29 protein-coding genes and 1 tRNA gene are annotated in these 26034 nt (G+C 70.4%); 11 read left to right on the forward strand and 19 right to left on the reverse strand.

The features are described from left to right. Positions 1 to 274: 274 nt before the first annotated feature. From groL to AAEP80_RS00575, 6 genes are all read right to left on the reverse strand, one after another. A complete protein-coding gene (groL, locus tag AAEP80_RS00550) occupies positions 275 to 1897 on the reverse strand; it encodes a chaperonin GroEL (RefSeq protein ID WP_413600894.1) in 1623 nt (540 codons plus the stop codon). 212 nt (positions 1898 to 2109) lie between these two features. Then, complete coding sequence (locus AAEP80_RS00555) at positions 2110 to 2313, reverse strand: cold-shock protein (protein WP_022903461.1); 204 nt, start codon at positions 2311 to 2313, stop codon at positions 2110 to 2112. Positions 2314 to 2551: 238 nt separating this feature from the next. Then, a complete protein-coding gene (locus AAEP80_RS00560; protein ID WP_420365572.1) occupies positions 2552 to 3139 on the reverse strand; it encodes a LytR C-terminal domain-containing protein in 588 nt (195 codons plus the stop codon). Beyond that, positions 3136 to 3432 carry a DUF3263 domain-containing protein gene (locus AAEP80_RS00565; RefSeq protein ID WP_402727139.1) on the reverse strand — a complete coding sequence of 99 codons (297 nt, stop codon included), beginning with the start codon at positions 3430 to 3432 and terminating at the stop codon, positions 3136 to 3138. The genes AAEP80_RS00560 and AAEP80_RS00565 overlap by 4 nt, the downstream gene beginning before the upstream one ends. A gap of 106 nt (positions 3433 to 3538) precedes the next feature. After that, on the reverse strand, positions 3539 to 4600 hold the full coding sequence (locus tag AAEP80_RS00570; RefSeq protein ID WP_420365573.1) for a DUF2332 family protein: 1062 nt from the start codon (positions 4598 to 4600) through the stop codon (positions 3539 to 3541). Continuing rightward, positions 4597 to 5064: a GNAT family N-acetyltransferase gene (locus AAEP80_RS00575; protein WP_420365574.1), complete on the reverse strand. Its 468-nt coding sequence runs from the start codon at positions 5062 to 5064 to the stop codon at positions 4597 to 4599. The genes AAEP80_RS00570 and AAEP80_RS00575 overlap by 4 nt, the downstream gene beginning before the upstream one ends. Before the next feature lie 57 nt (positions 5065 to 5121). On the opposite strand from AAEP80_RS00575, the gene msrB reads away from it, so the two are divergent. Next, entirely contained in the window at positions 5122 to 5526 is a 405-nt protein-coding gene (msrB, locus tag AAEP80_RS00580; RefSeq protein ID WP_281265856.1) for a peptide-methionine (R)-S-oxide reductase MsrB, read from the forward strand. Between the two features lie 37 nt (positions 5527 to 5563). Next, positions 5564 to 5636 (forward strand) — tRNA-Thr (locus tag AAEP80_RS00585). A 200-nt stretch (positions 5637 to 5836) separates the two neighbouring features. Here the strand turns inward: AAEP80_RS00585 and AAEP80_RS00590 are convergent. Both AAEP80_RS00590 and AAEP80_RS00595 read right to left on the reverse strand, forming a co-directional pair. Beyond that, on the reverse strand, positions 5837 to 6868 hold the full coding sequence (locus tag AAEP80_RS00590) for an aldo/keto reductase (protein ID WP_420365575.1): 1032 nt from the start codon (positions 6866 to 6868) through the stop codon (positions 5837 to 5839). 134 nt (positions 6869 to 7002) lie between these two features. After that, positions 7003 to 7791, reverse strand: coding sequence for an alpha/beta fold hydrolase (locus tag AAEP80_RS00595; RefSeq protein ID WP_420365576.1), 789 nt, complete (start codon positions 7789 to 7791; stop codon positions 7003 to 7005). Between the two features lie 34 nt (positions 7792 to 7825). On the opposite strand from AAEP80_RS00595, the gene AAEP80_RS00600 reads away from it, so the two are divergent. After that, the gene (locus AAEP80_RS00600) at positions 7826 to 8524 is read left to right on the forward strand and encodes an NAD(P)H-hydrate epimerase (protein WP_420365577.1); all 699 of its coding nucleotides are present in this window, start codon (positions 7826 to 7828) and stop codon (positions 8522 to 8524) included. 10 nt (positions 8525 to 8534) lie between these two features. Next, complete coding sequence (locus tag AAEP80_RS00605; RefSeq protein WP_420365578.1) at positions 8535 to 9428, forward strand: neutral zinc metallopeptidase; 894 nt, start codon at positions 8535 to 8537, stop codon at positions 9426 to 9428. On the opposite strand, the gene AAEP80_RS00610 is transcribed toward AAEP80_RS00605, so the two are convergent. Continuing rightward, positions 9425 to 10333 (reverse strand): DsbA family protein, encoded by a 909-nt coding sequence (locus AAEP80_RS00610; protein ID WP_413600886.1) that lies wholly within the window; start codon positions 10331 to 10333, stop codon positions 9425 to 9427. The two genes, AAEP80_RS00605 and AAEP80_RS00610, sit on opposite strands and share 4 nt — an antisense overlap. Before the next feature lie 244 nt (positions 10334 to 10577). Between AAEP80_RS00610 and AAEP80_RS00615 the strand changes: the two genes are divergently transcribed. Then, the gene (locus AAEP80_RS00615; RefSeq protein WP_413600885.1) at positions 10578 to 11678 is read left to right on the forward strand and encodes an ABC transporter ATP-binding protein; all 1101 of its coding nucleotides are present in this window, start codon (positions 10578 to 10580) and stop codon (positions 11676 to 11678) included. A 111-nt stretch (positions 11679 to 11789) separates the two neighbouring features. Continuing rightward, positions 11790 to 13088, forward strand: a complete 1299-nt coding sequence (locus tag AAEP80_RS00620; RefSeq protein ID WP_420365579.1) for a DUF4032 domain-containing protein — start codon at positions 11790 to 11792, stop codon at positions 13086 to 13088. Between the two features lie 231 nt (positions 13089 to 13319). On the opposite strand, the gene rlmB is transcribed toward AAEP80_RS00620, so the two are convergent. The 4 genes from rlmB to AAEP80_RS00640 are packed head-to-tail and all read right to left on the reverse strand — an operon-like array spanning position 13320 to position 17476. Then, positions 13320 to 14330: a 23S rRNA (guanosine(2251)-2'-O)-methyltransferase RlmB gene (gene rlmB / locus AAEP80_RS00625; protein ID WP_281265866.1), complete on the reverse strand. Its 1011-nt coding sequence runs from the start codon at positions 14328 to 14330 to the stop codon at positions 13320 to 13322. 28 nt (positions 14331 to 14358) lie between these two features. Next, the gene (gene cysS / locus AAEP80_RS00630) at positions 14359 to 15768 is read right to left on the reverse strand and encodes a cysteine--tRNA ligase (protein WP_420365580.1); all 1410 of its coding nucleotides are present in this window, start codon (positions 15766 to 15768) and stop codon (positions 14359 to 14361) included. Positions 15769 to 15777: 9 nt separating this feature from the next. Beyond that, entirely contained in the window at positions 15778 to 16983 is a 1206-nt protein-coding gene (gene ispD / locus AAEP80_RS00635; RefSeq protein ID WP_420365581.1) for a 2-C-methyl-D-erythritol 4-phosphate cytidylyltransferase, read from the reverse strand. A gap of 10 nt (positions 16984 to 16993) precedes the next feature. Beyond that, positions 16994 to 17476, reverse strand: coding sequence for a CarD family transcriptional regulator (locus AAEP80_RS00640; protein WP_017888066.1), 483 nt, complete (start codon positions 17474 to 17476; stop codon positions 16994 to 16996). 146 nt (positions 17477 to 17622) lie between these two features. Between AAEP80_RS00640 and AAEP80_RS00645 the strand changes: the two genes are divergently transcribed. After that, positions 17623 to 18162 carry a hypothetical protein gene (locus tag AAEP80_RS00645; protein ID WP_420365582.1) on the forward strand — a complete coding sequence of 180 codons (540 nt, stop codon included), beginning with the start codon at positions 17623 to 17625 and terminating at the stop codon, positions 18160 to 18162. 99 nt (positions 18163 to 18261) lie between these two features. Here the strand turns inward: AAEP80_RS00645 and AAEP80_RS00650 are convergent, their stop codons facing one another. Continuing rightward, the gene (locus tag AAEP80_RS00650) at positions 18262 to 18942 is read right to left on the reverse strand and encodes a response regulator (protein ID WP_413600881.1); all 681 of its coding nucleotides are present in this window, start codon (positions 18940 to 18942) and stop codon (positions 18262 to 18264) included. Further along, positions 18939 to 20105 carry a sensor histidine kinase gene (locus AAEP80_RS00655; protein ID WP_281265871.1) on the reverse strand — a complete coding sequence of 389 codons (1167 nt, stop codon included), beginning with the start codon at positions 20103 to 20105 and terminating at the stop codon, positions 18939 to 18941. The genes AAEP80_RS00650 and AAEP80_RS00655 overlap by 4 nt, the downstream gene beginning before the upstream one ends. Before the next feature lie 157 nt (positions 20106 to 20262). Here AAEP80_RS00655 and phoU point away from each other — a divergent pair, with 157 nt between their 5' ends. Further along, entirely contained in the window at positions 20263 to 20922 is a 660-nt protein-coding gene (gene phoU, locus AAEP80_RS00660; protein WP_281265872.1) for a phosphate signaling complex protein PhoU, read from the forward strand. Between the two features lie 27 nt (positions 20923 to 20949). Further along, positions 20950 to 21489 carry an AAA family ATPase gene (locus tag AAEP80_RS00665; RefSeq protein ID WP_420365583.1) on the forward strand — a complete coding sequence of 180 codons (540 nt, stop codon included), beginning with the start codon at positions 20950 to 20952 and terminating at the stop codon, positions 21487 to 21489. A gap of 138 nt (positions 21490 to 21627) precedes the next feature. Here AAEP80_RS00665 and AAEP80_RS00670 read toward each other — a convergent pair whose 3' ends face one another. Beyond that, a complete protein-coding gene (locus tag AAEP80_RS00670) occupies positions 21628 to 22374 on the reverse strand; it encodes a phosphoglyceromutase (protein ID WP_402727151.1) in 747 nt (248 codons plus the stop codon). Between the two features lie 43 nt (positions 22375 to 22417). On the opposite strand from AAEP80_RS00670, the gene AAEP80_RS00675 reads away from it, so the two are divergent. Next, positions 22418 to 23191 carry a class I SAM-dependent methyltransferase gene (locus AAEP80_RS00675; RefSeq protein ID WP_420365584.1) on the forward strand — a complete coding sequence of 258 codons (774 nt, stop codon included), beginning with the start codon at positions 22418 to 22420 and terminating at the stop codon, positions 23189 to 23191. A 12-nt stretch (positions 23192 to 23203) separates the two neighbouring features. After that, positions 23204 to 23818, forward strand: coding sequence for a hypothetical protein (locus AAEP80_RS00680; protein WP_420365585.1), 615 nt, complete (start codon positions 23204 to 23206; stop codon positions 23816 to 23818). Between the two features lie 91 nt (positions 23819 to 23909). Here AAEP80_RS00680 and AAEP80_RS00685 read toward each other — a convergent pair whose 3' ends face one another. The 3 genes from AAEP80_RS00685 to AAEP80_RS00695 form a co-directional block, all read right to left on the reverse strand. Beyond that, positions 23910 to 24974: a YgfZ/GcvT domain-containing protein gene (locus AAEP80_RS00685; RefSeq protein ID WP_420365586.1), complete on the reverse strand. Its 1065-nt coding sequence runs from the start codon at positions 24972 to 24974 to the stop codon at positions 23910 to 23912. Then, positions 24974 to 25588, reverse strand: a complete 615-nt coding sequence (locus AAEP80_RS00690) for an FABP family protein (RefSeq protein WP_281265878.1) — start codon at positions 25586 to 25588, stop codon at positions 24974 to 24976. Before AAEP80_RS00690 ends, AAEP80_RS00685 begins: the two co-directional genes overlap by 1 nt. A 151-nt stretch (positions 25589 to 25739) precedes the next feature. Continuing rightward, on the reverse strand, positions 25740 to 26021 hold the full coding sequence (locus AAEP80_RS00695; protein WP_281265879.1) for a hypothetical protein: 282 nt from the start codon (positions 26019 to 26021) through the stop codon (positions 25740 to 25742). Positions 26022 to 26034: the final 13 nt, after the last annotated feature.

The following is a 26034-nucleotide window of genomic DNA, read 5'->3' on the forward strand; positions in this document are numbered from 1 at the left end:
TTGGAGCCTCCTGTGTGGGACCTCCTGTGTGGGACTCAGCTCGCGGGCGGGCGCTCACCACTGGTCACGACACCCCGTCAGAGTGCTGCCCACTGGTCACGGACCGTCGTCTGAAGCCTCGCCACCCGACAACTTGTGACCACTCGGTGGAAGTGAACGGGGTGTTGCGACCGGTCGACGAGCGCCCGGCCGCGCGCACCCGACCCCGCGCACGCCCCCCGCACGCGGAAGGCCCCCGCACGCGCAGCGTGCGGGGGCCTTCGAGAACGACGGACTAGAAGTCCATGCCACCCGTCGGGTCGCCGGCGGGAGCAGCAGGGGTGCGCTCCGGCTTGTCGGCGACGACGGCCTCGGTCGTGAGGAACAGACCAGCGATCGACGCGGCGTTCTGCAGCGCCGAGCGGGTCACCTTGGCCGGGTCGATGATGCCGGCGGCGATCAGGTCGACGTACTCACCGGTCGCGGCGTTGAGGCCCCAGCCCGACTCGAGCTCGCGGACGCGAGCAGCGACGACGCCCGGCTCCATGCCGGCGTTGAGCGCGATCTGCTTGAGCGGCGCGTCGATCGCCACGCGGACGATGTTCGCACCGGTCGCCTCGTCACCCTCGAGCGAGAGGGACTCGAGCGCCACGGCACCGGCCTGGATGAGGGCGACACCACCACCGGCGACGATGCCCTCTTCGACGGCTGCCTTCGCGTTGCGGACGGCGTCCTCGATGCGGTGCTTGCGCTCCTTGAGCTCGACCTCGGTCGCGGCACCCGCCTTGATGACGGCCACGCCACCGGCGAGCTTCGCGAGGCGCTCCTGGAGCTTCTCGCGGTCGTAGTCGGAGTCGGTCGCCTCGATCTCGGAGCGGATCTGACGGACGCGGCCGGCGATCTGCTCCTCGTCGCCAGCACCCTCGACGATGGTGGTCTCGTCCTTGGTGATGATGACCTTGCGGGCCTTGCCGAGCAGGTCGAGCGTGGCGTTCTCGAGCTTGAGGCCGACCTCTTCCGAGATGACCTGGCCGCCGGTGAGGATCGCGATGTCCTGCAGCATCGCCTTGCGACGGTCGCCGAAGCCCGGGGCCTTGACGGCGACGGACTTGAAGATGCCGCGGATCTTGTTCACGACGAGGGTCGCGAGCGCTTCGCCGTCGACGTCCTCGGCGATGATCAGGAGCTGCTTGCCCGCCTGGATCACCTTGTCGACGACCGGCAGGAGGTCCTTGATGTTCGAGATCTTCGAGTTGACGATCAGGATGTAGGCGTCCTCGAAGACGGCTTCCTGACGCTCGGGGTCGGTGACGAAGTACTGCGACAGGTAGCCCTTGTCGAAGCGCATGCCCTCGGTGAGCTCGAGCTCGGTGCCGAAGGTGTTCGACTCCTCGACGGTGACGACGCCTTCCTTGCCGACCTTGTCGATGGCCTCGGCGATGAGCGCGCCGATCGTCGGGTCCGCGGCGGAGATCGACGCGGTGGCGGCGATCTGGTCCTTGGTCTCGATGTCCTTGGCGTTCGCGAGCAGCTGGTCCGAGACGGCCGCGACGGCCTTCTCGATGCCGCGCTTCAGCGAGACGGGGTCGGCACCGGCGGCGACGTTGCGGAGGCCTTCGCGGACGAGGGCCTGGGCGAGCACGGTCGCGGTGGTCGTACCGTCACCGGCGACGTCGTCGGTCTTCTTGGCGACCTCCTTGACGAGCTCCGCACCGATCTTCTCGTACGGGTCGTCGAGCTCGATCTCCTTGGCGATGGAGACACCGTCGTTCGTGATCGTGGGGGCGCCCCACTTCTTCTCGAGGACGACGTTGCGGCCGCGCGGGCCGAGCGTCACCTTCACGGCGTCGGCCAGCTGGTTCAGGCCGCGCTCGAGGCCACGGCGGGCCTCCTCGTCGAAAGCAATGATCTTAGCCATGTGAGTTTCTCGTCCCTCCCGGACGTCGTGGGGGTCTTCTGGCACTCAGTACGACCGAGTGCCAATCCCGATTCTGGCACTCACCCCCTGAGAGTGCAACACACGACGCCCCGCACGAGCGAGCGCGACGCCCCCGCACGAACGAACACGCCACCCCACACGAACGAACGCGCCGCCCCGACGGGACGACGCGTTCGCGAGTGGTTCGGCGACTAGGCCGGACGCACCGACTCGGCCTGCGGGCCCTTGGACCCCGTGCCGACGTCGAACGTCACTGCCTGACCCTCTTCGAGGACCTTGTAGCCGCTCATGTCGATGGCCGAGTAGTGGACGAACACGTCCTGGCCCCCTCCATCGACGGTGATGAAGCCGAAGCCCTTTTCAGCGTTGAACCACTTGACGGTTCCGTTGGCCATGATCTGTTGCTCCCTGCGGTACTGCTGTTGCGATCGACGGCACCGTCGGGAGGCGCCGCGGGTCCGAGTCCCGGGCTTTCCTGGCGTGCGTACCGAGGTGCGACGACATTCCGATCACGGGGTGACCACTTGTGACTCTAATCAGGAAGCGCGATTCGGCAAGGGGTGTGACGGGTATTTCACGACGATTCCGCCGGAACTCAACGTGCCGGAAACACAGTTGTTACAAAAGGAAGACTCAACCGCTGAAGTCGGCCCCGAGCACGACACTGATGTCGGCATTCGGGAACGCCGCCGACTGTTCCACGGCGGTGACCCCGAGGGACTGCGCGATCCCCTTCGCGAGCGCGGCCTGCGACTCCTGCTGGTAGTACACGATCGTCGACGCGGTGCCCGTGGTCCCGGCGTTGCCGCTCGAGGTCACCTTCCACCCAGCTGCGGTCAGCTTCGACGTGCCCGAGGCCGCAAGCCCGGGCGTCGACGTGCCGTTCAGGACGACGAGCGTCGTGCTGCCCTGGTCCGACGGCGTCGCGGCAGCGGCCTCCGACGACGAAGACGACGAGGAACCGTCCGGCGACGAGGACGCAGACGGCGAAGCGGACGACGACGCCGACGCCGACGGCGCGGACGACGAGTCGCCGGTGAACGAGTAGCTGCCGTTCAGGAGCGCGAGGACGAGCACCCCGATGCCGACCAGCACGCCCGTCGCGAGCGCCGCCCACGCGAACGCGATCCAGCCGCGTCCCCGCCGGTGCATGCCGCGGTGCGCACCGACTCGTGGCCCGTCGGTCACGTCGTCGAAGCGGTCATGGGGGAATCTCGTCATCGTTCCTCTTCGGTTCCGGTGGCGGTCGCCGGCTGGACGAAGCTGCGGTTCGCCCGCGCGCTCGTCCGCGCACGGCGCAGTCGCTGCAGTCGCCCGACGAGCTGCGGGTCGTACGCCAGCGCCGCAGGGGAGTCGATCACCCGGTTGAGCACCTGGTAGTAGCGCGCCGGCGACATGTCGAACTCGACCCGGATCTCGGCTTCCTTCGTCCGGTCGTGCCGCGCACGCTCGTGCTCGAAGGCGAGCACGTGCTTGGCGAGCTCGCTGAGCTCGTCCGCGGGGATGGTGGTCACGACGGTCCGATCACATTCGGGTAACGGGTCTCGCACATCGTAGGGGTGCCGTCGATGTCGACCCTGGCATGGCGCTGGACTGTCGCGGAATCGGCCGCCGACCCTCTCAGAACCAGCGGATCGTGGTGCCGAAGGCGTCGGACACCGCGACCGCGACGCCGTCGACCGACAGGGTCGCGAACGTTCCGGGAGCCGCGGCGTCGACGTCGGACGGCAGCGTGGCCGCGACACCCGTCAGGATGCCGGTCCGCTCGAGGGCGATCCAGCGCACGCCGCGTTCGGCGACGCGGTCGACGAACCGTTGGCGATCCGGCCCGGGGACGTAGACGAGGGTCCCGGTGGTCAGCACGACCGGCTCGCAGTCGTCCGGCAGCAGGTCGAGTGCACGGTCCAGGTCGTCCGGCACGCGGCCGGCGACCCGGACGGGAGGCACGGCGAGTGTCGCGCGCGCCGCCGCACGCATCAGGGCGGTGCGGTCCAGCGCCTCCGGCGGCACCGCCTCCACCAACCGGTCGAACGCGTGGGGCGCGGCGAGGTCGATCGGGTTCGGGTCGAGGGCGACGCGCGCCGCGATCCGGATCGGCGCCGTGGCCGGCGCCGGCACCGCTCCCGATGCGTCGGCGACGAGGTTGATCGACGGGTCGACCGCGGCGGTGGCCATCCGCACGGTGCGGGTTCGCGCCCCCTGATGGTCATCGCACCCGGTAGTGACGGGGTGCGATGTCCGGGACGGGGCGCGATCCGAAGCGGGATCGGCCGCGACTCGGTAGTCGAGCGTCACGCGGTCGGGGATCGAGCACAGCCCGGCGGACGCACCGATGTCGACGAGCCCGATCGGCCGCGAGACCGTCGCGGCGAGCGCCGCGAACAGCGGGACGACCGGACCGAGCCGCCGCGGGTCGTTCGCCTGCACCGTGGCGGAGGCGAGGGCCGCGACGAGCGTGGGGCGAGCCTCCCGTCCGAGGGCGCGGAGCGCTCCCGGATCCGACGGATCCGCGCCCAGCCGACGCGCGACCGCGAACAGGAGCTCCGGTTGCCGCTGGGTCGCCGGGACCTCGTCGAGGAGCCCGACCAGGTCGTCGTCGAGCGAGCGTGCCCATGCGGCGTACGTCGGCGACACGGAGGCGATCCGGTCCGCGTACGCGGCGTAGCGGGCGCGGGTGCTCACTCGCGGTACATCCCGAGGTGGCGGATGCCGGCCTCCACGTACGGTTCGCCGAACCGCACGAACCCGTGCCGTTCGTAGAGCGCCGCGACGTACTCCTGCGCGTGCAGGACGAACGGTTCGCGCCCGTGGGCCTCGAGCACCGCCGCGACCAGTCGAGCCGCGATCCCGGTGCCGCGGTGGTCGGGGTGCGTCGCGACACGACCGATCACCCACGCCGGGGCCGCCGTGCCCGCCGGGTGCACCTCGCCGGGTGCCGGACGGATCAGCCGCAGGTACCCGACCGCTTCGGCGTCGGTTCCGAACCACCAGTGCTCGGTGTCGGGTTCGCGGTCGCGGCCGTCGAAGTCCTCGTCCGAGACGCGTTGCTCGAGTGCGAACACGCGATTGCGCAACCGGACGATGCCGTACAGTTCGTCCGTCGTCAGACGGTCCCACGAGGCGCGTTGCACGGAATGCTCGGACACCCGGGCGAGTTTACTGACAGTGGCTGCATCCCAGAGCCAGAAGCAGGAGGCACATCAATGGCTTACAACGTCGAGAAGTCCGACGCCGAGTGGCGCGAGGAACTCTCCCCCGAGCAGTACGCCGTCCTCCGGCAGGCCGGCACCGAGCGCCCCTGGACGGGTGAACTCCTGGACGAGGAACGTGCCGGGATCTACACCTGTGCGGCATGTGGCGCCGAGCTGTTCAAGAGCGGCACGAAGTTCGACTCCGGCTGCGGTTGGCCGTCGTTCTACGAGTCGGTGAACCCGGAGGCCGTGACCCTGATCGAGGACAACTCCCTCGGCATGGCACGCACCGAGGTCCGCTGCGCGAACTGCGGCTCGCACCTCGGGCACGTGTTCCCCGACGGCTTCGGCACGCCGACCGGCGACCGGTACTGCATGAACTCGCTCTCGCTGAACTTCTCCGAGCAGAGCGAATGAGTCACTGACGCGCTCACCGGTAAGATGATGCGCGTCAGCCGGCATGGCGCAATTGGTAGCGCACCGTACTTGTAATACGGGGGTTGCGGGTTCAAGTCCCGCTGCCGGCCCAGTGCTGTCGGGATCCCCTGACGGAGCGAGAGCCCCGGCGACCATGTCGCTCGGGGCTCTCGGCGCAGGTGGAACACGGATCAGGGGCGTTCCGGGGCGCTCGGCGCGGTAACCAGCCGGCCGTACCGGGATGATGACACCTCACCCAACCGCCCGTCCAGACTCGCTGAGCGACCTCGCGGCTTCCCGCAACGAACGCTCAGCGACCGCCGCGGATCTTGCGCTCCCGCTGTGCGACACCGGCGGTGCCGTAGGGGTAGTCGTCGATCCGCGGGGCGCTCGCGTCCGTCAGCGCCTGCAGTTCGGCGTCGGTGAGCACGAGGTCGGCCGCGCCGAGGTTGTCCTCGAGCTGCGACACCGTCCGCGCGCCGAGGATGACGCTCGTGACCGCCGGGCGGGCGAGGAGCCACGCGAGCGCGACCTGCGAGCGCGATGCACCGTGCGCATCGGCCACACCGGAGAGCACGTCGAGCACCTCCCACGTCCGCTCGTCGCCGTTCCGGGCTTCCCATGCCTCCATGCCGCGCTCGGGGTTCTCGCCGAGGCGGGTGGAGCCGGTCGGGGCCTCGTCGCGCTGGTACTTGCCGGAGAGCCACCCACCGGCGAGCGGCGACCACGGCAGCAGTCCGATGCCGGCGTCGAGGCACGCGGGGACCACTTCGTGCTCGATGTCGCGGACGAGCAGGTTGTACTGGGGCTGCAGGGTGACGGGCGGTGCGAAGTGGTGGGCACGGGCCTCGTACACGGCCTTCGTGACCTGGTACCCGAGGTAGTTCGAGAAGCCGTACGAGCCGATCTTGCCCGCGGACACGGCGTCGTCGAGGAACCGCAGGGTCTCCTCGATCGGGGTCAGGGCGTCCCACGCGTGCATCTGGTACAGGTCGATGTGGTCGACGCCGAGCCGCTCCAGGGAGGCGTCGAGTGCGACACGGAGGTGCCGGCGCGACAGCCCGAGGTCGTTCGGCCCGTCGCCCTGCGGGAAGCGGCCCTTCGTCGCGATGACGATCTGCTGGGCCTCGGTGGGGTGTGCCGCGAGCCACCGGCCGATGATGCGCTCGGACTCGTTGCCGGAGTACACGTCCGCCGTGTCGACGAGCGTGCCGCCCGCTGCGACGAAGGCGTCGATCATCGCGTGCGAGGTGGGTTCGTCGGCTTCGCTGCCGAACGTCATGGTGCCGAGGGTCAGGGTGGACACCGCTGTCCCGCTGTTCCCGAGGAGTCTGTATTCCATGCGACGGACGCTACGCCGCGTCGCCGCCGGACCGAGAGGCCCTGCGAGTACCGGTCAGGACCCCGACGCCGTGCGATCCAGGAACGCGATCGCCGCCTGCCGGAACGCCCTCGACGTCGGGGCGCCGAACGATGTCACTGCGTGGTTGCGCCCAGGAACGCGATCGCCGCCTGCCGGAACGCCCTCGACGTCGGGGCATTGAAGTGGTTGCGCCCCGGGATCTCGAAGAACGACGCGTCCGGCGCCGCTTCGGCCAGCCGCACGGCGCTGTCCCTGATGCCGTCCTCGCTGCCGGCCGCCATCAGGATCGGCTGACGGGGTGCGTTCGCCGGCGTCGGCTCGATGCTGTTCCGCATCCCCTCGACCATCGCCACGAGCGCGCCGAGGTCGTTCCCCTCGACGTTCCCCGCCATCGTCAGGTAGCCGTTCGTCACGCGGTCCTCGATCGGCGTGCCGTCGGCGATGAACGCCCTGGCCTGGTCGACCTGCACACGCCGCATCGGGTCGGCGTCGGGGATCCCACCGAACACCGCGCGGGAGATCCGGTCCGGGATCCGCTCGGCGGTGTGCCAGCCGACGCGGGCGCCGAGGGAGTACCCGAGGAACGCGACGTCGTCGAGCAGGTACGTGTCGATGACGGTCGTGACGTCGGCCACGAGGAGGTCCATCGAGTACGCGCTCGGCTCGTGCGGCTTCGACGAGGCACCGTGCCCGCGCTGGTCGAGCGCGACGACGCGGTACCCGGCGCGCACGAGGTCGCGGGTCCAGCCGGAGGCGTGCCAGTTGAGCAGCGCGCCGGACGCGAACCCGTGCACCGCGACGACGGTCGGGGCGTCGGGGTCGCCGAAGTCGTACGTGGCGATGCGCTGCCCGTCCGGGGACATCACGGCGCGGGGTCGGGGTGCTTCGGGGACGAGTGACATGTCCCCTCCAGGGTATCCGGGCACTGTGGTCGCCATGGACGGCTACGGCGGCGATCAGATCCGGGCGGCGGAGCGGCCGCACCTCGACGCGGGTGAGCCGCTGATGCAGCGGGCGGCAGCTGGGCTGGCCGAGCACGTCGGGCGTCTGCTCGACGACCCGGCCGAGCGGCCGGGTGACGGCCGCGGGTCGGTCCTGCTGCTGGTGGGCAGCGGCGACAACGGCGGCGACGCCCTGTTCGCGGGTGCGGGGCTGGCATCGGACGGGAGGCACGTGGAGATCCTGCGCGTCGGCTCGCGCATCCACGAGGCGGGCCTCAGGGCCGCGCTGGATGCCGGTGCGGTCCTCCTGTCCGACGGTGGCGACCCGGCCGCGACCGCGTCCGACGCGGCGCTGCGCGCCGACCTGGTCCTGGACGCGATCCTCGGAATCGGCGTGCACGGCGCGTCCGCGCTCCGCTCCCCGGCGCGCGAGGTCGTGCAGGCGATCCGCGAGCTCGCGCGCGACCAGCGCGCCCCGTTCGTCGTCGCGGTCGACGTGCCGAGCGGCATCGACGTCGACACCGGCGCGATCGCCGACGACCACGTGCTGCAGGCCGACGTCACCGTCACGTTCGGCGGCGTGAAGGCCGGCCTGCTGACGGGCCCTGGCGCGACCCTCGCCGGACGCATCGAACTGGTCGACGTCGGGATCGGCGCGGACCTCGCGCGGGCGGAGCCGCTCATCCGTCCGTAGGTTCGGTGGCATGACGTTCAACGACGACTCCCAGTTGCAGGGCGGCAAGGTCAAGCGGCGTGGGCGGACCACGGCCATCGCCGGGGGCGGTGTGGGCGCAGCGGCCATCGTCGTGTTCCTCATCGCGCAGTTCACCGGCTTCGACCTCAGCGGGCTCGTCGGGACCGGCGGCGGTCTGACGCAGATCCAGGAGGCCGGGTCCGAGGCGTCACCGGTGTCCGAGTGCCGCACGGGACGGGACGCGAACCTGAGCATCGACTGCCGCATGGAGGGTGCAGCGGAGTCGCTCGACGCCTACTGGACGACCGAGAGCCGGCAGCTGGGGATCTCGTACTCGTCACCCGACTTCTACCTGTTCGACGGGTCCACCAGCACCGGGTGCGGGACGGCCTCCGCCGCGACCGGCCCGTTCTACTGCCCGCCGGACCGTGCGATCTACCTCGACACCGCGTTCTACGACGACCTGCAGTCGAAGTACGGCGCGTCGGGCGGCCCGCTCGCGCAGATGTACGTCGTCGCGCACGAGTGGGGCCACCACGTGCAGCAGCTGCAGGGCACGTTCGCCGACACCGACCGGAGCGGCAGCGGCGCCTCGTCGGGCAGCGTCCGCGTGGAGCTGCAGGCGGACTGCTACGCGGGCGCCTGGGTGGGTGACGCGGCGAACACGAAGGCGGCGAACGGGCAGACCTTCTTCAAGCCGATCACCCGTGCGCAGATCGCCGATGCCCTCTCAGCGGCCAGCGCCGTCGGCGACGACAGCATCCAGCGGAGGAGCAGCGGTCAGGTGGACCCCGACTCGTTCACGCACGGGTCGAGCGCCCAGCGGCAGCGGTGGTTCGAGCGGGGCTACGAGCAGGGCGCGACGTCCTGCGACACGTTCAGCGTCCCCGGCTCGTCGCTCTAGGACGCGCTGGCGCTCGGGCTGGCGCTCGGCGTGGGCGTGGGGGTCGCGTCGCCGGACCCGGCGGCCGTGATCACGAACGTGCGGAACTCGTCGTTGGTGAACGGCTGCGAGTACTCGTAGCGCTGTCCGTTCACGAGCACGAGCGGCGTCCCCGGGAACTCGGTGAGGTCCGAACCCGGGATGTCGCCCCCGGTCACCGCAGTGGTCCGTTCGTCGACCCACTTGCCGAAGCGCTGGTCCTCGATGCACTTCGTGATCGCCGACTTGCCCTGCACGCCGGCGACCCCCGTGACGATCTTCGTGAGCTGGGCGTCGGTGAGCCCGGCGGTGCCCTCTTCCGGCTGCTTCGCGAAGAGGGCCCGGTTCACGGCGAAGAACTGGTCGGGCGACGAGTCCGCGACGCAGGCGGCGGCGTTCGCCGCGCGGAGCGAGTACTTCGTGCCCTGCGAGCGGTTCGACAGGATCGCGATCGGGTGGATGTCGACCGTCGCGGCCCCGGAGTCCACGAGCCCCTCGATGTAGCTGCTGTTCGTCTTCTCGAACGCGCCACAGATCGGGCAGAGGTAGTCGACGTACATGGTGATGCGGACCGGTGCCGCACCGTCTGAGGCGGACGGCTGCGGGGAGGCCGAACCGGACACGGCCTTGAGGTCCTGCCCGATGGTGATGCCGCCCTGCGACATCGACGACGGGCCGGGGCCTGCGGGCTTCGTCGAGTCGACGAGCACGAGGGTGACCACGGTCGCCGCGGCCAGCAGCACGACACCGAGGCCGACCTGCAGCCCGAGGCGGAGTCCGCGCTGGCGGCGCTTCTGCTGGAGGCGGGCGCGCTGGGCACGCTCACGGGCCGCTGCTCGGCGTTGGTTCCGCTCGGCGCGGGCATCACCCTCGGGGCGGTTCGTCATGCTCGATGGTCCTCCTGATCGGGGTCCGCTCGCGCTCACCCCCGCACGGCGGACGGACCCGACCGATGGTAGTGGGACGCTCTGGGAAGCGCCCAATCCCGCAAACTGGCACTGGCGCACCACAGGGAAGTCGTGTTGTATGAACCTCGATGGTCGACGGCGACCATCCGGGGCCCCCACGGGCACACCGCTTCACTCGGATCGTCCGGCACGTACCTGCCGGTGGAGAAAGGACCGAACGCTCATGGCGTCCGTCACCTATGACAAGGCAACCCGTCTCTACCCCGGAGGCACCCGCCCCGCGGTGGACTCCCTCGACCTGGACGTCGCCGACGGCGAGTTCCTCGTCCTCGTCGGCCCGTCGGGCTGTGGCAAGTCGACCTCGTTGCGCATGCTCGCGGGGCTCGAAGAAGTGAACTCCGGCGCGATCCGCATCGGCGACCGCGACGTCACCGACGTCCCGCCGAAGGACCGCGACATCGCGATGGTCTTCCAGAACTACGCGCTGTACCCCCACATGACGGTGGCCGAGAACATGGGCTTCGCGCTCAAGATCGCCGGCGTCGGCAAGGAAGAGCGCGCCACCCGCGTGCAGGAAGCCGCCAAGCTCCTCGACCTCGAGCAGTACCTCGGCCGCAAGCCGAAGGCGCTCTCCGGTGGTCAGCGTCAGCGCGTCGCGATGGGCCGTGCGATCGTCCGTCAGCCGCAGGTGTTCCTCATGGACGAGCCGCTGTCGAACCTCGACGCCAAGCTCCGCGTCCAGACCCGTACGCAGATCGCGTCGCTGCAGCGTCGTCTCGGCGTCACCACGGTCTACGTCACGCACGACCAGACCGAGGCCCTCACCATGGGTGACCGCATCGCGGTGCTCAAGGACGGCATCCTGCAGCAGGTCGGCACCCCGCGCGACCTGTACGAGAAGCCGAACAACGTGTTCGTCGCCGGCTTCATCGGTTCGCCGGCCATGAACCTGCTCCCGGCCGGTGTGGTCGAGGGCGGCATCTCCTTCGGTTCGCTCAACCACCCGATCGACCGCGACACGCTCTCCAACGCGCGTGCCGGTCAGGTCACCGTCGGCGTCCGCCCCGAGGACATCATCGTGTCCCAGTCGGGCGAGGGCCTCCCCGTCACGGTCGACGTCGTCGAGGAGCTCGGCGCCGACGGCTACCTCTACGGTCACGCCGACGTCAACGGCACGCGCACCGACATCGTCGCGCGTGTGGACGGCCGCGCACACCCGTCGATCGGCGACACGATCGTCGTGAGCCCCAAGCAGGGCCACGTGCACGTGTTCGACGCCGAGTCCGGCGAGCGCCTCGACGACAAGGCCGTCGTCAGCGCGTAAGCAGCGCACCCCTCGGGAGCCCGCGCCCGCCTCACAAGGGCGGGTGGCGGGCTCCCGTCGTTCCACCCACCGGACGCACACCGCACCACAGGAGCAACCGTGCCCGACTCGATGTCCATCACCGCAGCCACCGTCGACCCCGGCCTGCTCGACCTGCCGTGGGACCTGCCGCTCGACGAGTGGCCGGACGAGACGATCGTCGCGCTCCCGAAGGGCATCTCGCGGCACCTCGTCCGGTTCGTGCACCTCAGCGGGTACGTCGTCGCGGTGAAGGAGACCGGCGAGGAGATCGCCCGGTCCGAGTACGAGATGCTCAGGACCCTGCAGCGCATGGACGTCCCGTGCGTGGACCCGGTCGCCGTCATCACGAACCGGATGAGCGCGGACGGAGAACCCCTGCACCCGGTGCTCGTCACCCGGCACCTGCGCTTCTCGCTCCCCTACCGTGCGCTGTACTCCCAGACGCTCCGACCCGACACCGCGACCCGGCTCGTGGACGCGCTCGCCCTCCTGCTCGTGCGCCTGCACATCCTCGGCTTCTACTGGGGCGACGTATCGCTGTCGAACACCCTGTTCCGCCGGGACGCCGGGTCCTTCGCCGCCTACCTGGTGGACGCCGAGACCGGCAAGCTCTACCCGGGCGGGCTGTCGAACGGGCAGCGTGAGAACGACCTCGAGGTCGCACGCGTGAACATCGCCGGTGAGCTCCTCGACCTCGAGGCAGGCGGACGTCTCGACGAGAACGCCGACGCGGTGGACGTCTCGAACCGCATCGTCGCCCAGTACCGGACGCTCTGGAAGGAGCTCACCGGCACCGAGCAGTTCGACGCCAAGGAACGCTGGCGCATCAACGACCGGGTCGAGCGTCTCAATGCACTCGGCTTCGACATCGAGGAGCTCTCGATCAACGCGGCGCCCGGCGGCGGCGAGGTCCGCATCCAGCCGAAGGTCGTGGACGCCGGACACCACCAGCGACGTCTGCTCCGGCTCACCGGACTGGACGCCGGCGAGAACCAGGCACGCCGCCTGCTCAACGACCTCGACGCCTACCGTGCGCGGAACGGTCGCGACGAGCTCGACGAGGAGATGGTCGCGCACGAGTGGGTGTCCCGCGTGTTCGAGCCCGTCGTGCGAGCGATCCCACGCGATCTCCGCGGACGGCTCGAGCCCGCCGAGGTGTTCCACGAGCTGCTCGAGCACCGCTGGTTCATGTCCCAGGAAGAAGAGCGTTCGGTGTCCCTGCCCGAGGCGACGACGGCGTACATCAACGACGTGCTGCGCCACCGTCGCGACGAGCGCCTGCTGATCAACCCGCCGACGTCCTCGATGACGCTGCCGATCCCGCTGGTCGAGAACGACGCCGACGTCGACGAGGCCGAGGACGTCGAGGACTGGCGCGCGAACGTCTGACGCCGACGCCGACGCCGCGGCGCCGACCGGTCACGACACCCCGCCCGGTTCCGCCGAGTGGCCAGGAGCCGTCGGCCGGAGCGTCGCCAAGCGACGTTCCGCGACCACTCGGCGGCTCGCCCTCGGGGTGTCGCGACCACTCGAACGGGGCGGTGAGCGACGCACTGGAGGCCCGGTGCCAGTCCGTTGGACCGGCTCCGGGCCTCCAGCGCGTGCGTTCGGTGCTGCGCCCTACTCCGCGCGACGGCGGCGGGCGACCTCCCACAGGGTGACGCTCGCGGCGATGCCCGCGTTGAGGGACTCCGTCGCCGACGAGATCGGGATGGACACGATCGCGTCGCAGGTCTCGGTGACCAGGCGCGACAGGCCCTTGCCCTCGGAACCGACGACGATGACGATCGGCCGGTCGGCGAGCTCGAGCGCGTCGAGCTGCACGTCGCCGTCGCCCGCCAGGCCGAGCACGAACAGCCCCATCGACTTGAGCGACTTGAGCGTCTGCGTGAGGTTCGGCGCCATCGCGACGGGGGTGCGGGCGGCGGCACCGGCGGAGGTCTTCCACGCCGAGGCCGTCACGCCGACCGACCGACGCTGCGGCACGATCACGCCGTGGCCGCCGAACGCCGCGGTGGACCGGATGATCGCACCGAGGTTACGCGGGTCGGTGATGCCGTCGAGCGCCACCATCAGCGGCACCTCGTCGCGGGAGAACGCGCGCTCGACGACGTCCTCGGCCACGGCGTACTCGTACGCGGGGACCTTGAGCGCGACGCCCTGGTGCACGCTGTCGTGCCCGGTGATGCGGTCGAGCTCCGGGCGCATGATCTCCATGATCGGCACGCCACGGTGGTTGGCGAGCGCCAGGATCTCCTTGACGCGGTCGTCCACCTCGATGCGGGCGGCGATGTAGAGCGTCGTCGACGGGGTCTTGGTGCGCAGGGCCTCGAGCACGGAGTTGCGCCCGGTCACCAGCTCCGAGTCGTCGCTCTTGCGCTGCGGCGGACGCCCGGTGCGGTTCGACGGCGCGCTCGACGCACCGTGCCGACCACGAGCGGCGTCGTACCGTTCCTTGGCGGCCTTGCGCTTGCCGGCGGGGTGGTACGGGCGGTCCTCCGCCTTCGGGGTGGGCTTGCGCCCCTCGAGCGCCTGCGCTCCCTGGCCGCCGGAGCCGACCTGCTTGTTGCCCTTGCGCCCGGAGCGCACGGCACCGGGACGGCCCTTCTTGTTGCCCGAGACGTTCTTCATGGTTCTCTCCTGTTCGGCACTGCCGTGGTCAGGCGATGCTCCAGCGTGTTCCGGCCGAGGTGTCCTCGATCGTGATGCCCGCGGCCGCGAGGTCGTCGCGCACACGGTCGGCCGTGGCGAAGTCCCGGGACGCCCTGGCGTCGGAACGCTCCTGCACGAGGCGTTCGACGAGGGCGGCGAGCGGTGCGGCGGAGGGGTCCTGACCGGCACCGGACCAGTGAGTCGCTCGCGGGTCGATGCCGAGCACCTCCACCATCGCAGCCACCTGATGGTACGCGGTCCCGAGCGCATCCGCATCGTCGGCGTCCAACGCGGCGTTCCCGGCGCGGACGGTCTCGTGCAGGACGGCGAGCGCCTGCGGCACCGAGAGGTCGTCGTCCATCGCTGCGGCGAACGCGTCCGGGACGTCCGGGGCGTCCGCGAGCGTGACGCCTTCGAGTCGCGAGGCCGCTCGCGAGAGGAAGCCGTCGATCCGGTCGAGCGCTGCCTCTGCTTCGCCCAGGGACCCCTCGTGGTGGTCGATCGTCGACCGGTAGTGGGCGGCGCCGAGGAAGTAGCGGACGACGATCGGCCGCGCGGACCCGAGGAAGTCCGCCGCGAAGATCGAGTTGCCGAGCGACTTCGACATCTTCTGCCCGCCGACGGTCACGAGGCCGTTGTGCAGCCAGTACGTCGCGAACGGGTCGCCGGCGGCCGTGGACTGGGCCAGCTCGTTCTCGTGGTGCGGGAACCGGAGGTCGAGCCCGCCGCCGTGGATGTCGAACGCCGGCCCGAGGTACCGCCGGGACATCGCGGAGCACTCGATGTGCCAACCCGGACGGCCGGCTCCCCACGGGGAGTCCCAGCTGGCCGTCGTGGGTTCGCCGTCCTTCGCGCCCTTCCAGAGCGCGAAGTCACGGGCGTCCCGCTTGCCGCGGGGGTCGGCGTCCGCGGCTTCGACCATGTCCTCGCGACGCTGGCGGGTCAGGGCGCCGTACGACGCCCAGCTGCCGGTGTCGAAGTAGACGTCCCCGGAGCCGTCGGCGGCCGGGTAGGCGTGCCCGCGCTCGATGAGGCGGGCGATGATGTCCTGCATCTGCGGGATGCTGGCGGTGGCGCGGGGCTCGTACGTGGGCGGCAGGATCCCGAGCGCGGTGTACCCGGCGGTGAACTCGAGCTCGACGCGGTACGCCCGGGCCCACCAGGGCTCGTCGGAGCCGGCGGCCAGGTCCAGCACCTTGTCGTCGATGTCCGTGACGTTCCGGACCAGCGTCACGCGGTACCCGCGGTGGGTGAGCCAGCGGCGCCAGATGTCGTACACCAGGGCGGAGCGGAGGTGCCCGATGTGCGGCGACGACTGCACCGTCGGTCCGCACACGTACATGCTCACCTGTCCGTCGACCAGCGGGACGAGGTCGACGACGTCTGCGGCACGGGAGTCGTAGAGGCGAACGGTCACGCCTCAACCCTAGACGGAGCGGTCGGCCCGGACGAGTGCCGTCGCGATCGCCGCGAGCCCCTCGCCACGACCGGTGAACCCGAGCCCGTCCGTCGTCGTGCCGGACACCGCGACGGGCGCTCCGACGACCGCGGACAGCGCGGTTTCCATCTCGGTCCGCCGAGCACCGATCCGAGGACGGTTGCCGATCACCTGCACGGTGACCGACGTCGGGACGAGGCCGGCCGATGCCAGCGCGGACACCGCACCGCGGACGAAGACGTCGCCGGTCGCTCCGGCGTACGCGGGGTCCGACGTGCCGAACCGTCCGCCGATGTCCCCGAGCCCCCCGGCGGAGAGCAGCGCGTCGCACACCGCGTGCGCCACGGCGTCCCCGTCGCTGTGCCCGGCGAGCCCATGCTCGCCGGGGAACTCGAGCAGTCCGACCCGGCAGACCGCATCGGCGTCGAACGCGTGCACGTCGACGCCGAGCCCGACCCGGACGTCTCGAGCGGCTCCGGTGCGCTCCGACACCACGGCAGCGGCCCGGCGAAGGTCCCACGGCGTCGTGATCTTGAACGCGTCCGCGTCGCCGGGGACGAACCGCACGGTGCCACCAGCTGCCTGGAAGACCCCGGCGTCGTCGGTCTCGGACTGCGTCGACACCGCGTACGCGTCGCGGAGTGCGGCGAGCGGGAAGCCCTGGGGGGTCTGCACCCCGACGAGCGCCGACCGGTCCACGGTGGACACCACGACGTCGCCGGACACCTGCTTGACCGTGTCGGTGACGGGCAGCGCGGGGATGATCCCGTCCCCGGTCGCGGCCACCGCGGCGAACACGTCCTCGAACTGTGCAGCCGGCGTCAGACAGCGGGCAGCGTCGTGCACGAGCACCGTCTCGACCGACGACGGCAGCGCCTGGAGACCCGCCTGCACCGACGCGTGCCGATCGGCCCCGCCCGCGACGACGGCCGTGTACCCGACGGCGGGTCCGGCCACCGCGGCGACCACGTCCGAGCACTCGGAGAGCAACGCGGCCGGGGCGACCACGACCACGAACGTCGGCGTCGCCAGCGTGAACAACGGCGACAGTGCACGCTCGAGCATCAGCGACCCGGCGACGGGCACGAAGGCCTTCGGCGTCGCCAGCCCGAGCCGGGTGCCAGACCCTGCCGCAACGACGACGACCCCACGGACCGTGTCGGTCAGTGGGGTCGTCGAGGGGCTGCTGCTCAAGCCGGGGCGATCAGGAAGCGAGGACCTCGTCGAGGACGGTGGATGCCTTGTCCTCGTCGGTCTTCTCCGCGAGCGCGAGCTCGGAGATCAGGATCTGACGGGCCTTGGCGAGCATGCGCTTCTCACCAGCCGAGAGACCGCGGTCCTGGTCGCGGCGCCACAGGTCACGAACGACCTCCGACACCTTGATGACGTCACCGGACGCGAGCTTCTCGAGGTTCGCCTTGTAGCGGCGAGACCAGTTCGTGGGCTCTTCCGTGAACGGTGCGCGCAGCACTTCGAAGACCTTGTCGAGGCCTTCCTTGCCGATCACATCCCGGACGCCGACCAGGTCGACGTTGTCCGCCGGTACCTCGATCGTCAGGTCACCCTGCGTGACACGCAGCTTCAGGTAGACCTTTTCCTCGCCCTTGATGACTCGCGTCTTGACTTCAGAGATGGTTGCCGCCCCGTGATGGGGGTAGACGACGGTCTCGCCGACCTCGAATTGCATGTATCAAGCTCCGTTCCGCAACACCCAGTTTACCACAAGGAAAATTCGGGTAAGGGGCGCCTAACCGCGAGCACTCCCAGGTGATCGGTAGGATGGAGGCCGCGCGAGCCGCTCGGTTGGCGCATCGTGATCTTCGGAGGAATCTCTTGCGAGCTCGGGTACTCGTGTCCGTCGCCGTTGCGGCAACCATCGCGATCGGCGCATCCGGCTGCGCGTTCTGGACGCCGCAGGACACCAAGACGATCAAGCAGATCACGGACGGCGTCAACGTCACGACGGGCAAGATCGACGTCCGCAACGCGCTGCTCATCTCCGACTCGGGCGACGACGCACGCTTCATCGGCACGCTCATCAACAACAGCGACACCGACGACATCACCGTCTCGGTCGAGATCGGCGGCGACACCGAGACCGTCGACGTGCCGGCCAGTTCGCACGTCGACCTCGCGAACGACAAGAAGCACGACACCCTCGACTTCGCCGACGCCAAGGTCACCCCCGGGTCGCTCGTGAAGGTCTACTTCTCGTACCCGGGCGCCGAGGGCGTCTCCGGGAGCGTCCCCGTCCTGACGAGCTCGCAGGAGGAGTACCAGACCCTCGCCCCGACCTCGACGCCGACGTCGGAGATCACCCTCCCGGCTGAGTCGCCCTCGGCGGACCCGACGGACACCCCGATCAACCCGTAACCCGCCGTCGCGGACGCACCACACGCACGCACGTTCGCACTGGAGGCCCGGTGCCGGTCCGTCGGACCGGCACCGGGCCTCCGATGCGTTGCCAGGCCGTCAGGCCTCGATCCGGTACCCCAGACCACGCACCGTGACCAGCACCTCCGGTGCCGACGGCACCCGCTCGATCTTCGATCGGATCCGCTTGATGTGCACGTCGAGGGTCTTCGTGTCACCGAAGTAGTCGGAGCCCCACACGCGGTCGATGAGCTGCCCACGGGTCAGCACCCGGCCGGCGTTCCGGAGCAGCAGCTCGAGGAGCTCGAACTCCTTGAGCGGCATCGGCGTCTCGGACCCGTCGACCGACACGGTGTGGCGCTCGACGTCCATCTTGATGCCGCCGACCTGCAGGATGCCGCTGTCGGCGGGGTCGTCCTCGGTGCGACGGCGGAGCACCGCGCGGATGCGTGCCAGGAGCTCGCGGGTCGAGTACGGCTTCGTCACGTAGTCGTCGGCACCGAGCTCGAGCCCGACGACGATGTCCACCTCCGAGTCCTTCGCCGTCAGCATGATGATCGGGGCGTTCGACCGCGTGCGGATCTGCCGGCAGACCTCGGTGCCGGAGAGCCCCGGGAGCATGAGGTCCAGCAGGACGAGGTCGGGGTTCTCCGCGTCGAACTTCGACAGCGCGGTCACGCCGTCCGCTGCGACGGAGGTCTCGTACCCCTCGCGCTGCAGGAGGAACTCCAGGGGTCCGCTCAGGGCCGGCTCGTCGTCGACGATGAGGATCTTGGTCACGATGGCTGCTCTTCCAGTTGCTCTTCGAGTGCTGTTGTCAGTTCGGTGTCCGCCTCGGGCAGGCGGATCGTGAAGGTCGAGCCCTTGCCGGGCTGGGACCACACGCGCACGTCACCGCCGTGGTTGCCGACGACGTGCTTCACGATGGCGAGTCCGAGGCCGGTGCCCCCTGTTGCCCGCGACCGTGCTGGGTCGACGCGGTAGAACCGCTCGAACACCCGGTCGAGATCGGCCTCCGGGATGCCGACGCCCTGGTCGGTCACCGCGATCTCGACGAAGCCCTTGCTGCTCCGGACACCGACGCCGACGCGGGTGTTGTCCGGGGAGTACTTGATCGCGTTCGCGATGAGGTTCGACACCGCGACCTGCAGGAGACCGGGGTCGCCCATCACGCGGAGCTTCGACTTCTTCGCCCGGACCAGCTCGATGTCGCGGGCGCGGGCGACGACCTCGTTCGCGTCGATCGAGGCCTGCACGACCTTGTCGATCGACGTCTCCTCGCTCGTGTCCAGCGTGTCGACGGACTGCAGTCTGGACAGCTCGATGATGTCCTTCGTGAGGGCACCGAGCCGCTCGGACTCGGTCACGAGCTGCGCGGCGAACTTCTTCACGTGCACCGGGTCGTCGGCCGCGGCGATGAGGGTCTCGGACAGCAGACCGATCGCGCCGATCGGGGTCTTCAGCTCGTGCGAGATGTTGGCGACGAAGTCCCGGCGGACCTCGTCGATGCGACGGGACTCGGTGAGGTCGTCCGCGGTCACGAGCACGTAGCGGTTCCCGAGCTGGGCGGCCCGGAAGCTGAGGTACCCGACGAGCTCCCCGCGACGGCCACGCGGGAGCTCCATGTCCTCCGAGCCCATCTCGCCGCTCGAGCGCACGCGGTCGACGAGCGCACGCAGCTCGTCGTGCACGAGCCGGCGCCGCACGACCAGTCCGATCGTCAGTGCCTGGGGCGACGCGGCCACGACGGTGTTCGAGGGGTCGACGACCACGGCGGGGTTGTGCATCGTCGCGATGACCGCTGCGACGCCGTCCGGCAGGGTCCGCTCGGCGACGTCGGCTGCCCGTGCCGTGCGCTCGGCGGTGATGATGAGTCCGACGACTCCCGCGCCGAAGACCCCGCCGAGGAGCATCGACAGTGGCACGAGCCACGCGTTGTCCATGCCGTCAGTGTAGGAGTGGTCACGAGGGGTTCCGGTGCCGTTCACCCGCGTTCGCGGGCCGTCGCCCGGAGGATCGCGAAGCGTTCAGTCGCAGGTCACCGTTCGTTCACCTGGGCGCTCGACACTCTCCCGGTACGCATCAGAGAGGCAATCCCCCATGCGCGAAGTGTTCCAGCAGGAGCTCCAGGACGTCCAGGAGCGTCTGACCGAGATCGCCGGGCTCGTCGAGTCCGCGATCACCCGGGCCACCGAGGCCTTCACCGAGTCGGACGTCGCCCTCGCGGAAGAGGTCATCGCCGACGATGCGAAGATCGACGAGGCGGCGAACAACCTCGACGAGGTCGCGATCGACATCCTCGCGCGCCAGGCTCCCGTCGCCCGTGACCTCCGCGTCGTCGTGACCGCCCTCCGTGTCAGCTCCTCGCTCGAGCGCATGGGCGACATGGCCGAGCACATCGCGCAGCTCGCCCGCCAGCGCTTCCCGGAGAAGGTCGTCCCGAAGGGCCTGCGCGGCACCTTCAAGAAGATGGGCCAGCACGATGTCGCGATGGCGCAGAAGCTCACGCGCCTGCTCGCCACCGAGGACATCCAGCTCGCCGAGGAGATCCGCGACGAGGACGACGCCGTCGACGAGCTGCACGCCAGCGTGTTCGACTTCGTGCTCGGCGAGACCTGGAAGGGCGCGCCGGTCGACACCGTGGACGCGACCCTCGCATCCCGGTACCACGAGCGATTCGCAGACCACGCGGTGTCGATCGCGAAGAAGGTGCAGTACCTGGCGACGGGCGACTGGGCCGGCGCGAACGCCAACGTCTGACCGGAGGTTCTCTGCCAGGATCGTGGCATGGCCCAGGTCGCGATCATCGTCAACGGCATGCCCGGTTCCGGCAAGAGCACGGTCGGCGCCGCCCTCGCCGAGGTGCTCGGCTGCCCCTTCCTCTCGAAGGACCGGATCAAGGAACCGCTGGCGGACATCGCCGGCCCGATGATCGCCTCGCGTCCGCTCGGCGCCATCGCGATGACCACGATGTGGGCGATGGCCGGAGCGGTCGAGAACGGGGTCGTCCTCGACGCCGTCTGGCTGCCGTCCCGTGACCGCGCGTTCCTGGAGGCCGGGCTCGCCTCCGCCGGGTCGCCTCGCGCCGTCGAGGTGTGGTGCGACGTCGACCACGCGACCGCCGTGGAGCGGCTGACGGACCGGTACGACCCGGGTTCACCCGTGCGTCACGAGGTGCACGGCGACCTGGCGGACATCCTGGCGTTCTGGGACGAGCACGGCCCCACCGCCGGACCGGTCGGCCTCGGACCGGTCGTCCGCGTCGACACCACGGCGCAGTACGACGTCGGCGAGCTCGTGCAGGAGATCGCCTCGCACTTCGTCTGAGGCGCGCCGTCGCCCGCGCGCTTCCGCGAAAGCGACAGTTCGCGGTGCCGTCACCCGCGCTCTTCCGCGAAAGCGACAGTTCGCCGCGGATCTTCCGCGGCGAACTGTCGCTTTCGCGATGGGTGCTGGACTCGCGTCCTACTTCTTGGCGCCCTGCGCGGCGACCGCGGCGGCACCGGCGGCGGCGGCCTCGGGGTCGAGGTAGCGCGACGGGCCGGTCGGGCGGAAGTCGTCGTCGAGCTCGTACACGAGCGGGATGCCCGTCGGGATGTTGAGCCCCGCGATGTCGTCGTCCGAGATGCCGTCGAGGTGCTTGACGAGCGCGCGCAGCGAGTTGCCGTGCGCCGTGACCAGGACGGTCTTGCCCGCGCCGAGGTCCTTCGTGATGTCGGACTCCCAGTAGGGCAGCAGCCGGTCGATCACGAGCTTCAGCGACTCCGTGCGGGGCAGCGCGTCACCGAGCTCGGCGTAGCGGCGGTCGCCGAACTGCGACCACTCGGCGTCGTCGGCGATGGGGGGCGGCGGGACGTCGAACGAGCGGCGCCACTCCATGAACTGCTGCTCGCCGTACTGCTCGAGCGTCTGGGCCTTGTCCTTGCCCTGCAGGTCGCCGTAGTGGCGCTCGTTCAGACGCCAGTCGCGCTTGACCGGCAGCCATGCCAGGTCCGCTTCGAGCAGGGCGATGTCGGCGGTCTGGATCGCACGGGTCAGGAGCGAGGTGTACAGGACGTCGGGGACGATGCCGGACTCGGCGATGAGCTCGCCGGCGCGCTTCGCCTCCTTCTCACCGAGCTCGGAGAGCCGGACGTCGACCCAACCGGTGAACAGGTTCTTCTGGTTCCAGTCACTGTTGCCGTGACGGAGCAGGACGAGCGTGGAGGTCATGCTCCGATCCTACCGAGCGCCGTGGCCCCCGTACCCTTGACGCATGCCGATCGGGAACGTCACGCGCGGGACGACCGGGTACAACCGGCTCCGCCGCGTCGACCGGTGGATCGCGTCGTTGCCGGCCCTCCGCAAGGCATCGGACCCGCTCGTCGCCGACGTCGGGTACGGCGCCAGCCCGACGACGACGCTCGAACTCCGGGACCGTCTGGCACGCGTCCGCCCGGACGTCGAGGTCACCGGGATCGAGATCGAGCCCTCCCGCGTCGCACTGGCGAACGCCGGCACGCGCGACGGGGTGACCTTCCGGCTCGGCGGCTTCGAGACCCCGACACCCGGTGGACGTCGGCCTGCGGTGATCCGGGCGTTCAACGTGCTCCGGCAGTACGACGAGTCCCAGGTCGTGGACTCGTGGCGGATCATGCAGGACCGGCTGCAACCGGGCGGGTCGCTCGTCGAGGGGACGTGCAACGAGGTCGGCCGGGTCGCGTCGTGGGTGACGCTCGACCCACTCGCACCACGGACGTTCACGGTCTCGCTCCGGCTCGCGGGGCTCGACGTCCCGAGCATCGTGGCGGAGCGGCTGCCGAAGGCGCTCATTCACCGGAACGTCCCCGGGGAGCGCGTGCACGACTTCCTGCGGGACCTCGACCTGTCGTGGGCCGTCGCCGCTCCCCTCGGGACGTACGGACCTCGGCAGCGGTGGCTCGCGGCCGTCGTCGGCATGCGCGACCGCGGTTGGCCGGTGCTGCACGGCACGTCGAGGTGGCGCCTCGGCGAGCTCAGCGTCCCGTGGTCGGCCGTCGCCCCGCGCTGACAGGATGGACGCATGAACGTGCGCACCACTCACTTCTTCGCCGTCGCCGGGCTCGTGATCGGCGCCGTCGCCCTGACGGGGTGCTCCGCCGCCGGGCAGCCGGACGTCCAGCGCCGCTCGGCGTCGGCGAGCCCGACCCCGACCGTCTCGGCGCCGCCGAGCACCCCCGTCACCGCGGACACACTCCGCGACGACGTGAGCGGGACCGTGGTGCGCCCACTGGCCATCGTGACGGACTTCCCCGTCCCCGCCGATGCCCCGGCCGGAGGTGTGAAGCCGGTGCTCGTCGAGATCCGCGTCACCGCCGGTACGAAGTTCTCGAACGACGTCATGGAGTCCGCGGTGTCGATCACGCGGCGCGACGCGAACCTGGACCTCGTGAGCCTCGGACTCTCGAACCCTGATGACCTGACGCCCGCTATGTCGAAGGCCGGGTACACGCCGATCGGCACCGTCCCGAACGGCACCACCGCCACCGGCTGGATCGGCGCGTGGATGAACCCGGACACGACCGACTACGACCTGGTCTACGACCGCCCGGCGGGCACGGTGCTCCACGTCGGCGGCTCGGACAACGGCAAGGAGATCGCCGGCAGCCGCTCGATCACGACGCTCACCGTCGGCTGACGACGCCTCGTCGCGCCCGCACGTGGACATTGCGCCCGTTCGTGACCGGGCGCGATGGTCGTACGGGGGCGCGACCCGGCCCGACCGGGGATTACGAGCGGCGGACGGCGCCGAGGCGGGGCAGGCGCGGGACGTTCGCGGTGGCACCGGCGCCCGGCGGGACGATGGTCTCCTGCGCCGCGGTCACCACGACGTCATCCGTGGTGAGCGTCAGGACGGCCGTGGGGTCCAGGGAGCGCTTGACCACGGCGAGGCCGATCGGCCCGAGCTCGTGGTGCACCGCCGATGCCGCCAACCTGCCGACGACGACGCCGTCGAGCGCCACCGGGGTGCCCGGCGCCGGCAGCACGGCGTCCGACCCGTCCAGGTGCAGCATCACGACACGACGCGGCGGGTGTCCGAGGTTGTGGACCTTCGCGACCGTCTCCTGCCCGCGGTAGCAGCCCTTGGTCAGGTGCACGGCGGACCGGAGCCAGTCGAGCTCGTGCGGGATAGTCCGCTCGTCGACGTCGGTCAGCGCTGGGCGCCACGCGGCGATCCGCAGGGCCTCGAGCGCGAGGAGCCCCGCGACGGGCAGGTCTGACGCAGCCAGGGCGTCGGCAGCCGTGGTGTCGAGCACGGCGATCCGCAGCGTCCAGTCGGCGCCGGGGTGCCCCTGCTGCTCGGCGTAGCTCCACCCGCCTGGCGTGATCGTGTTCCACGGGTCGACCCACTCGACCACGGCGTCGGGGACGAGCCCCGGGGCGAACGACCCGACGGTGACGAAGTCGGACGAGACGTCGGCGACCTCCACCCGGAGCATGAAGCGCATCGACGACAGCCACGCGGCGAGCGGTGCGGCATCGGCCGGCTCGGTGAGGAGCCACGTCGTCGTGCCGTCGTCCACCACGCGGGCGGCGTGCTCGACACGACCGGACTGGTCGAGCACGAGCGTCTCGGTGCTCACCCCCGGCGCGAGGCCGAGCAGCAGCTGGGACGTGATCGAGTTGAGCCACGACAGACGGTCAGGACCGGTGACGGTCACGACGCCGAGCCCGAGCTCGACGACGGCGGAACCACGGGCGAGGAGACGTTGCTCACCGAGCGGGTTGCCGAAGTGCGCGGCCGGACCGAGGTCGGACGCGACGAACCCCGCACGGTCGGCGAAGGCGGCCATCAGTCGACCTTCGCGAGCTGCCCCGAGGCGTGCGAGGTGAGCCCCTGGCCGAGCGCGGCGATGTCCCACGCCCAGAAGAGCTTGCCCTCGACGAGCCCGTACATGCGGGTGGCCGCGGAGTAGTCCTTCGCGTTGGCCGAGCGCATCACGGCGTCGGTTGCGAGGTCGATGCGGCCCTTGCGGACCTGCCCGACGTAGAGCTCGTTGACGCCGGTCGGGTGGATGATCGCCGCTTCGATGTCGAAGCCGTCGTTGGCGTTGCGGAGCGCCTCGACGCTCTGGGTCGTGGTGAACGGCACGTTGCCCTCGCCCATGAGCATCGCGGGGCCGCGGTCACCCGGCTCGGACGGACGGTCGAGCCGCCAGTAGCCCATCTCGGCCGCGAGCGGCGTGTGCTCGTCGTCGAGCAGCCACGTCGTGGACGAGTAGTTGAGGTACGGCAGGCCGTCGTGGCTGAAGCTCACGCGCTGGCCGAACTCGTACGTCCTGACGTCGGGTTCGTCGGCGTCGGCTGGACCGACGGGGTACTCGACGACGCCCGTGCCCTCCCAGACGCCGACGAGCCAGGACAGGGGGACGAGTTCGGGCGCGAGACCCTCCGGCAGTTCGATCAACGCTGACCCTTGAACAGCTTCACGACGACGGTCACCGAGACGAACGCGATCGCGAGCGATGCCAGACCCAACAGGCCGACGTAGAACAGCTCGAGCGCAAGCAGCGAATCCATGCCAGGAGTCTACGCGGCCACCATCCGAGCGCACCGGCTCAACGCGCCAGGAGCACCACCGCGGTGACGAGCACGACGACGAACGACCCGGACGACGCGATGCTGATCCGTTCGACCAGCCCGTCCTTCGTCGCGGTGATGAGCTGCAGCACGAAGCTCACGAGCACCGACGCCACGAAGACGAGCAGCAGCCAGGCGAAGGAGTCCTTCTCGGTGAGGGTCAGGACGAGCACGGCGCCGACGATCGACAGCAGCCAGACGGGCAGCACGGACGTGAGCTTCAGACGGCGCTGGTCTGCTGGCTGGACGGGCTCGGTCACCACCCCATCATTG

The sequence above is a fragment of the Curtobacterium sp. L3-7 genome (assembly GCF_048756585.1).
Lineage (GTDB): Bacteria > Actinomycetota > Actinomycetes > Actinomycetales > Microbacteriaceae > Curtobacterium.

Excerpts from the sequence above, each read along its gene's own strand:
- AAEP80_RS00685 (WP_420365586.1), bottom strand. The coding sequence starts at position 24,974 with ATGGCCGCCTTCGCCGACCGTGCGGGGTTCGTCGCGTCCGACCTCGGT.
- AAEP80_RS00610 (WP_413600886.1), bottom strand. The coding sequence starts at position 10,333 with ATGACGAACCGCCCCGAGGGTGATGCCCGCGCCGAGCGGAACCAACGC.
- AAEP80_RS00640 (WP_017888066.1), bottom strand. The coding sequence starts at position 17,476 with ATGCAATTCGAGGTCGGCGAGACCGTCGTCTACCCCCATCACGGGGCG.
- AAEP80_RS00590 (WP_420365575.1), bottom strand. The coding sequence starts at position 6,868 with ATGGAATACAGACTCCTCGGGAACAGCGGGACAGCGGTGTCCACCCTG.
- msrB (WP_281265856.1), top strand. The coding sequence starts at position 5,122 with ATGGCTTACAACGTCGAGAAGTCCGACGCCGAGTGGCGCGAGGAACTC.
- AAEP80_RS00560 (WP_420365572.1), bottom strand. The coding sequence starts at position 3,139 with ATGACGAGATTCCCCCATGACCGCTTCGACGACGTGACCGACGGGCCA.
- AAEP80_RS00680 (WP_420365585.1), top strand. The coding sequence starts at position 23,204 with ATGAACGTGCGCACCACTCACTTCTTCGCCGTCGCCGGGCTCGTGATC.
- AAEP80_RS00620 (WP_420365579.1), top strand. The coding sequence starts at position 11,790 with ATGTCCATCACCGCAGCCACCGTCGACCCCGGCCTGCTCGACCTGCCG.
- groL (WP_413600894.1), bottom strand. The coding sequence starts at position 1,897 with ATGGCTAAGATCATTGCTTTCGACGAGGAGGCCCGCCGTGGCCTCGAG.
- AAEP80_RS00595 (WP_420365576.1), bottom strand. The coding sequence starts at position 7,791 with ATGTCACTCGTCCCCGAAGCACCCCGACCCCGCGCCGTGATGTCCCCG.
- AAEP80_RS00670 (WP_402727151.1), bottom strand. The coding sequence starts at position 22,374 with ATGACCTCCACGCTCGTCCTGCTCCGTCACGGCAACAGTGACTGGAAC.
- AAEP80_RS00600 (WP_420365577.1), top strand. The coding sequence starts at position 7,826 with ATGGACGGCTACGGCGGCGATCAGATCCGGGCGGCGGAGCGGCCGCAC.
- phoU (WP_281265872.1), top strand. The coding sequence starts at position 20,263 with ATGCGCGAAGTGTTCCAGCAGGAGCTCCAGGACGTCCAGGAGCGTCTG.
- AAEP80_RS00605 (WP_420365578.1), top strand. The coding sequence starts at position 8,535 with ATGACGTTCAACGACGACTCCCAGTTGCAGGGCGGCAAGGTCAAGCGG.
- AAEP80_RS00655 (WP_281265871.1), bottom strand. The coding sequence starts at position 20,105 with ATGGACAACGCGTGGCTCGTGCCACTGTCGATGCTCCTCGGCGGGGTC.
- AAEP80_RS00675 (WP_420365584.1), top strand. The coding sequence starts at position 22,418 with ATGCCGATCGGGAACGTCACGCGCGGGACGACCGGGTACAACCGGCTC.
- AAEP80_RS00665 (WP_420365583.1), top strand. The coding sequence starts at position 20,950 with ATGGCCCAGGTCGCGATCATCGTCAACGGCATGCCCGGTTCCGGCAAG.
- rlmB (WP_281265866.1), bottom strand. The coding sequence starts at position 14,330 with ATGAAGAACGTCTCGGGCAACAAGAAGGGCCGTCCCGGTGCCGTGCGC.
- AAEP80_RS00615 (WP_413600885.1), top strand. The coding sequence starts at position 10,578 with ATGGCGTCCGTCACCTATGACAAGGCAACCCGTCTCTACCCCGGAGGC.
- AAEP80_RS00555 (WP_022903461.1), bottom strand. The coding sequence starts at position 2,313 with ATGGCCAACGGAACCGTCAAGTGGTTCAACGCTGAAAAGGGCTTCGGC.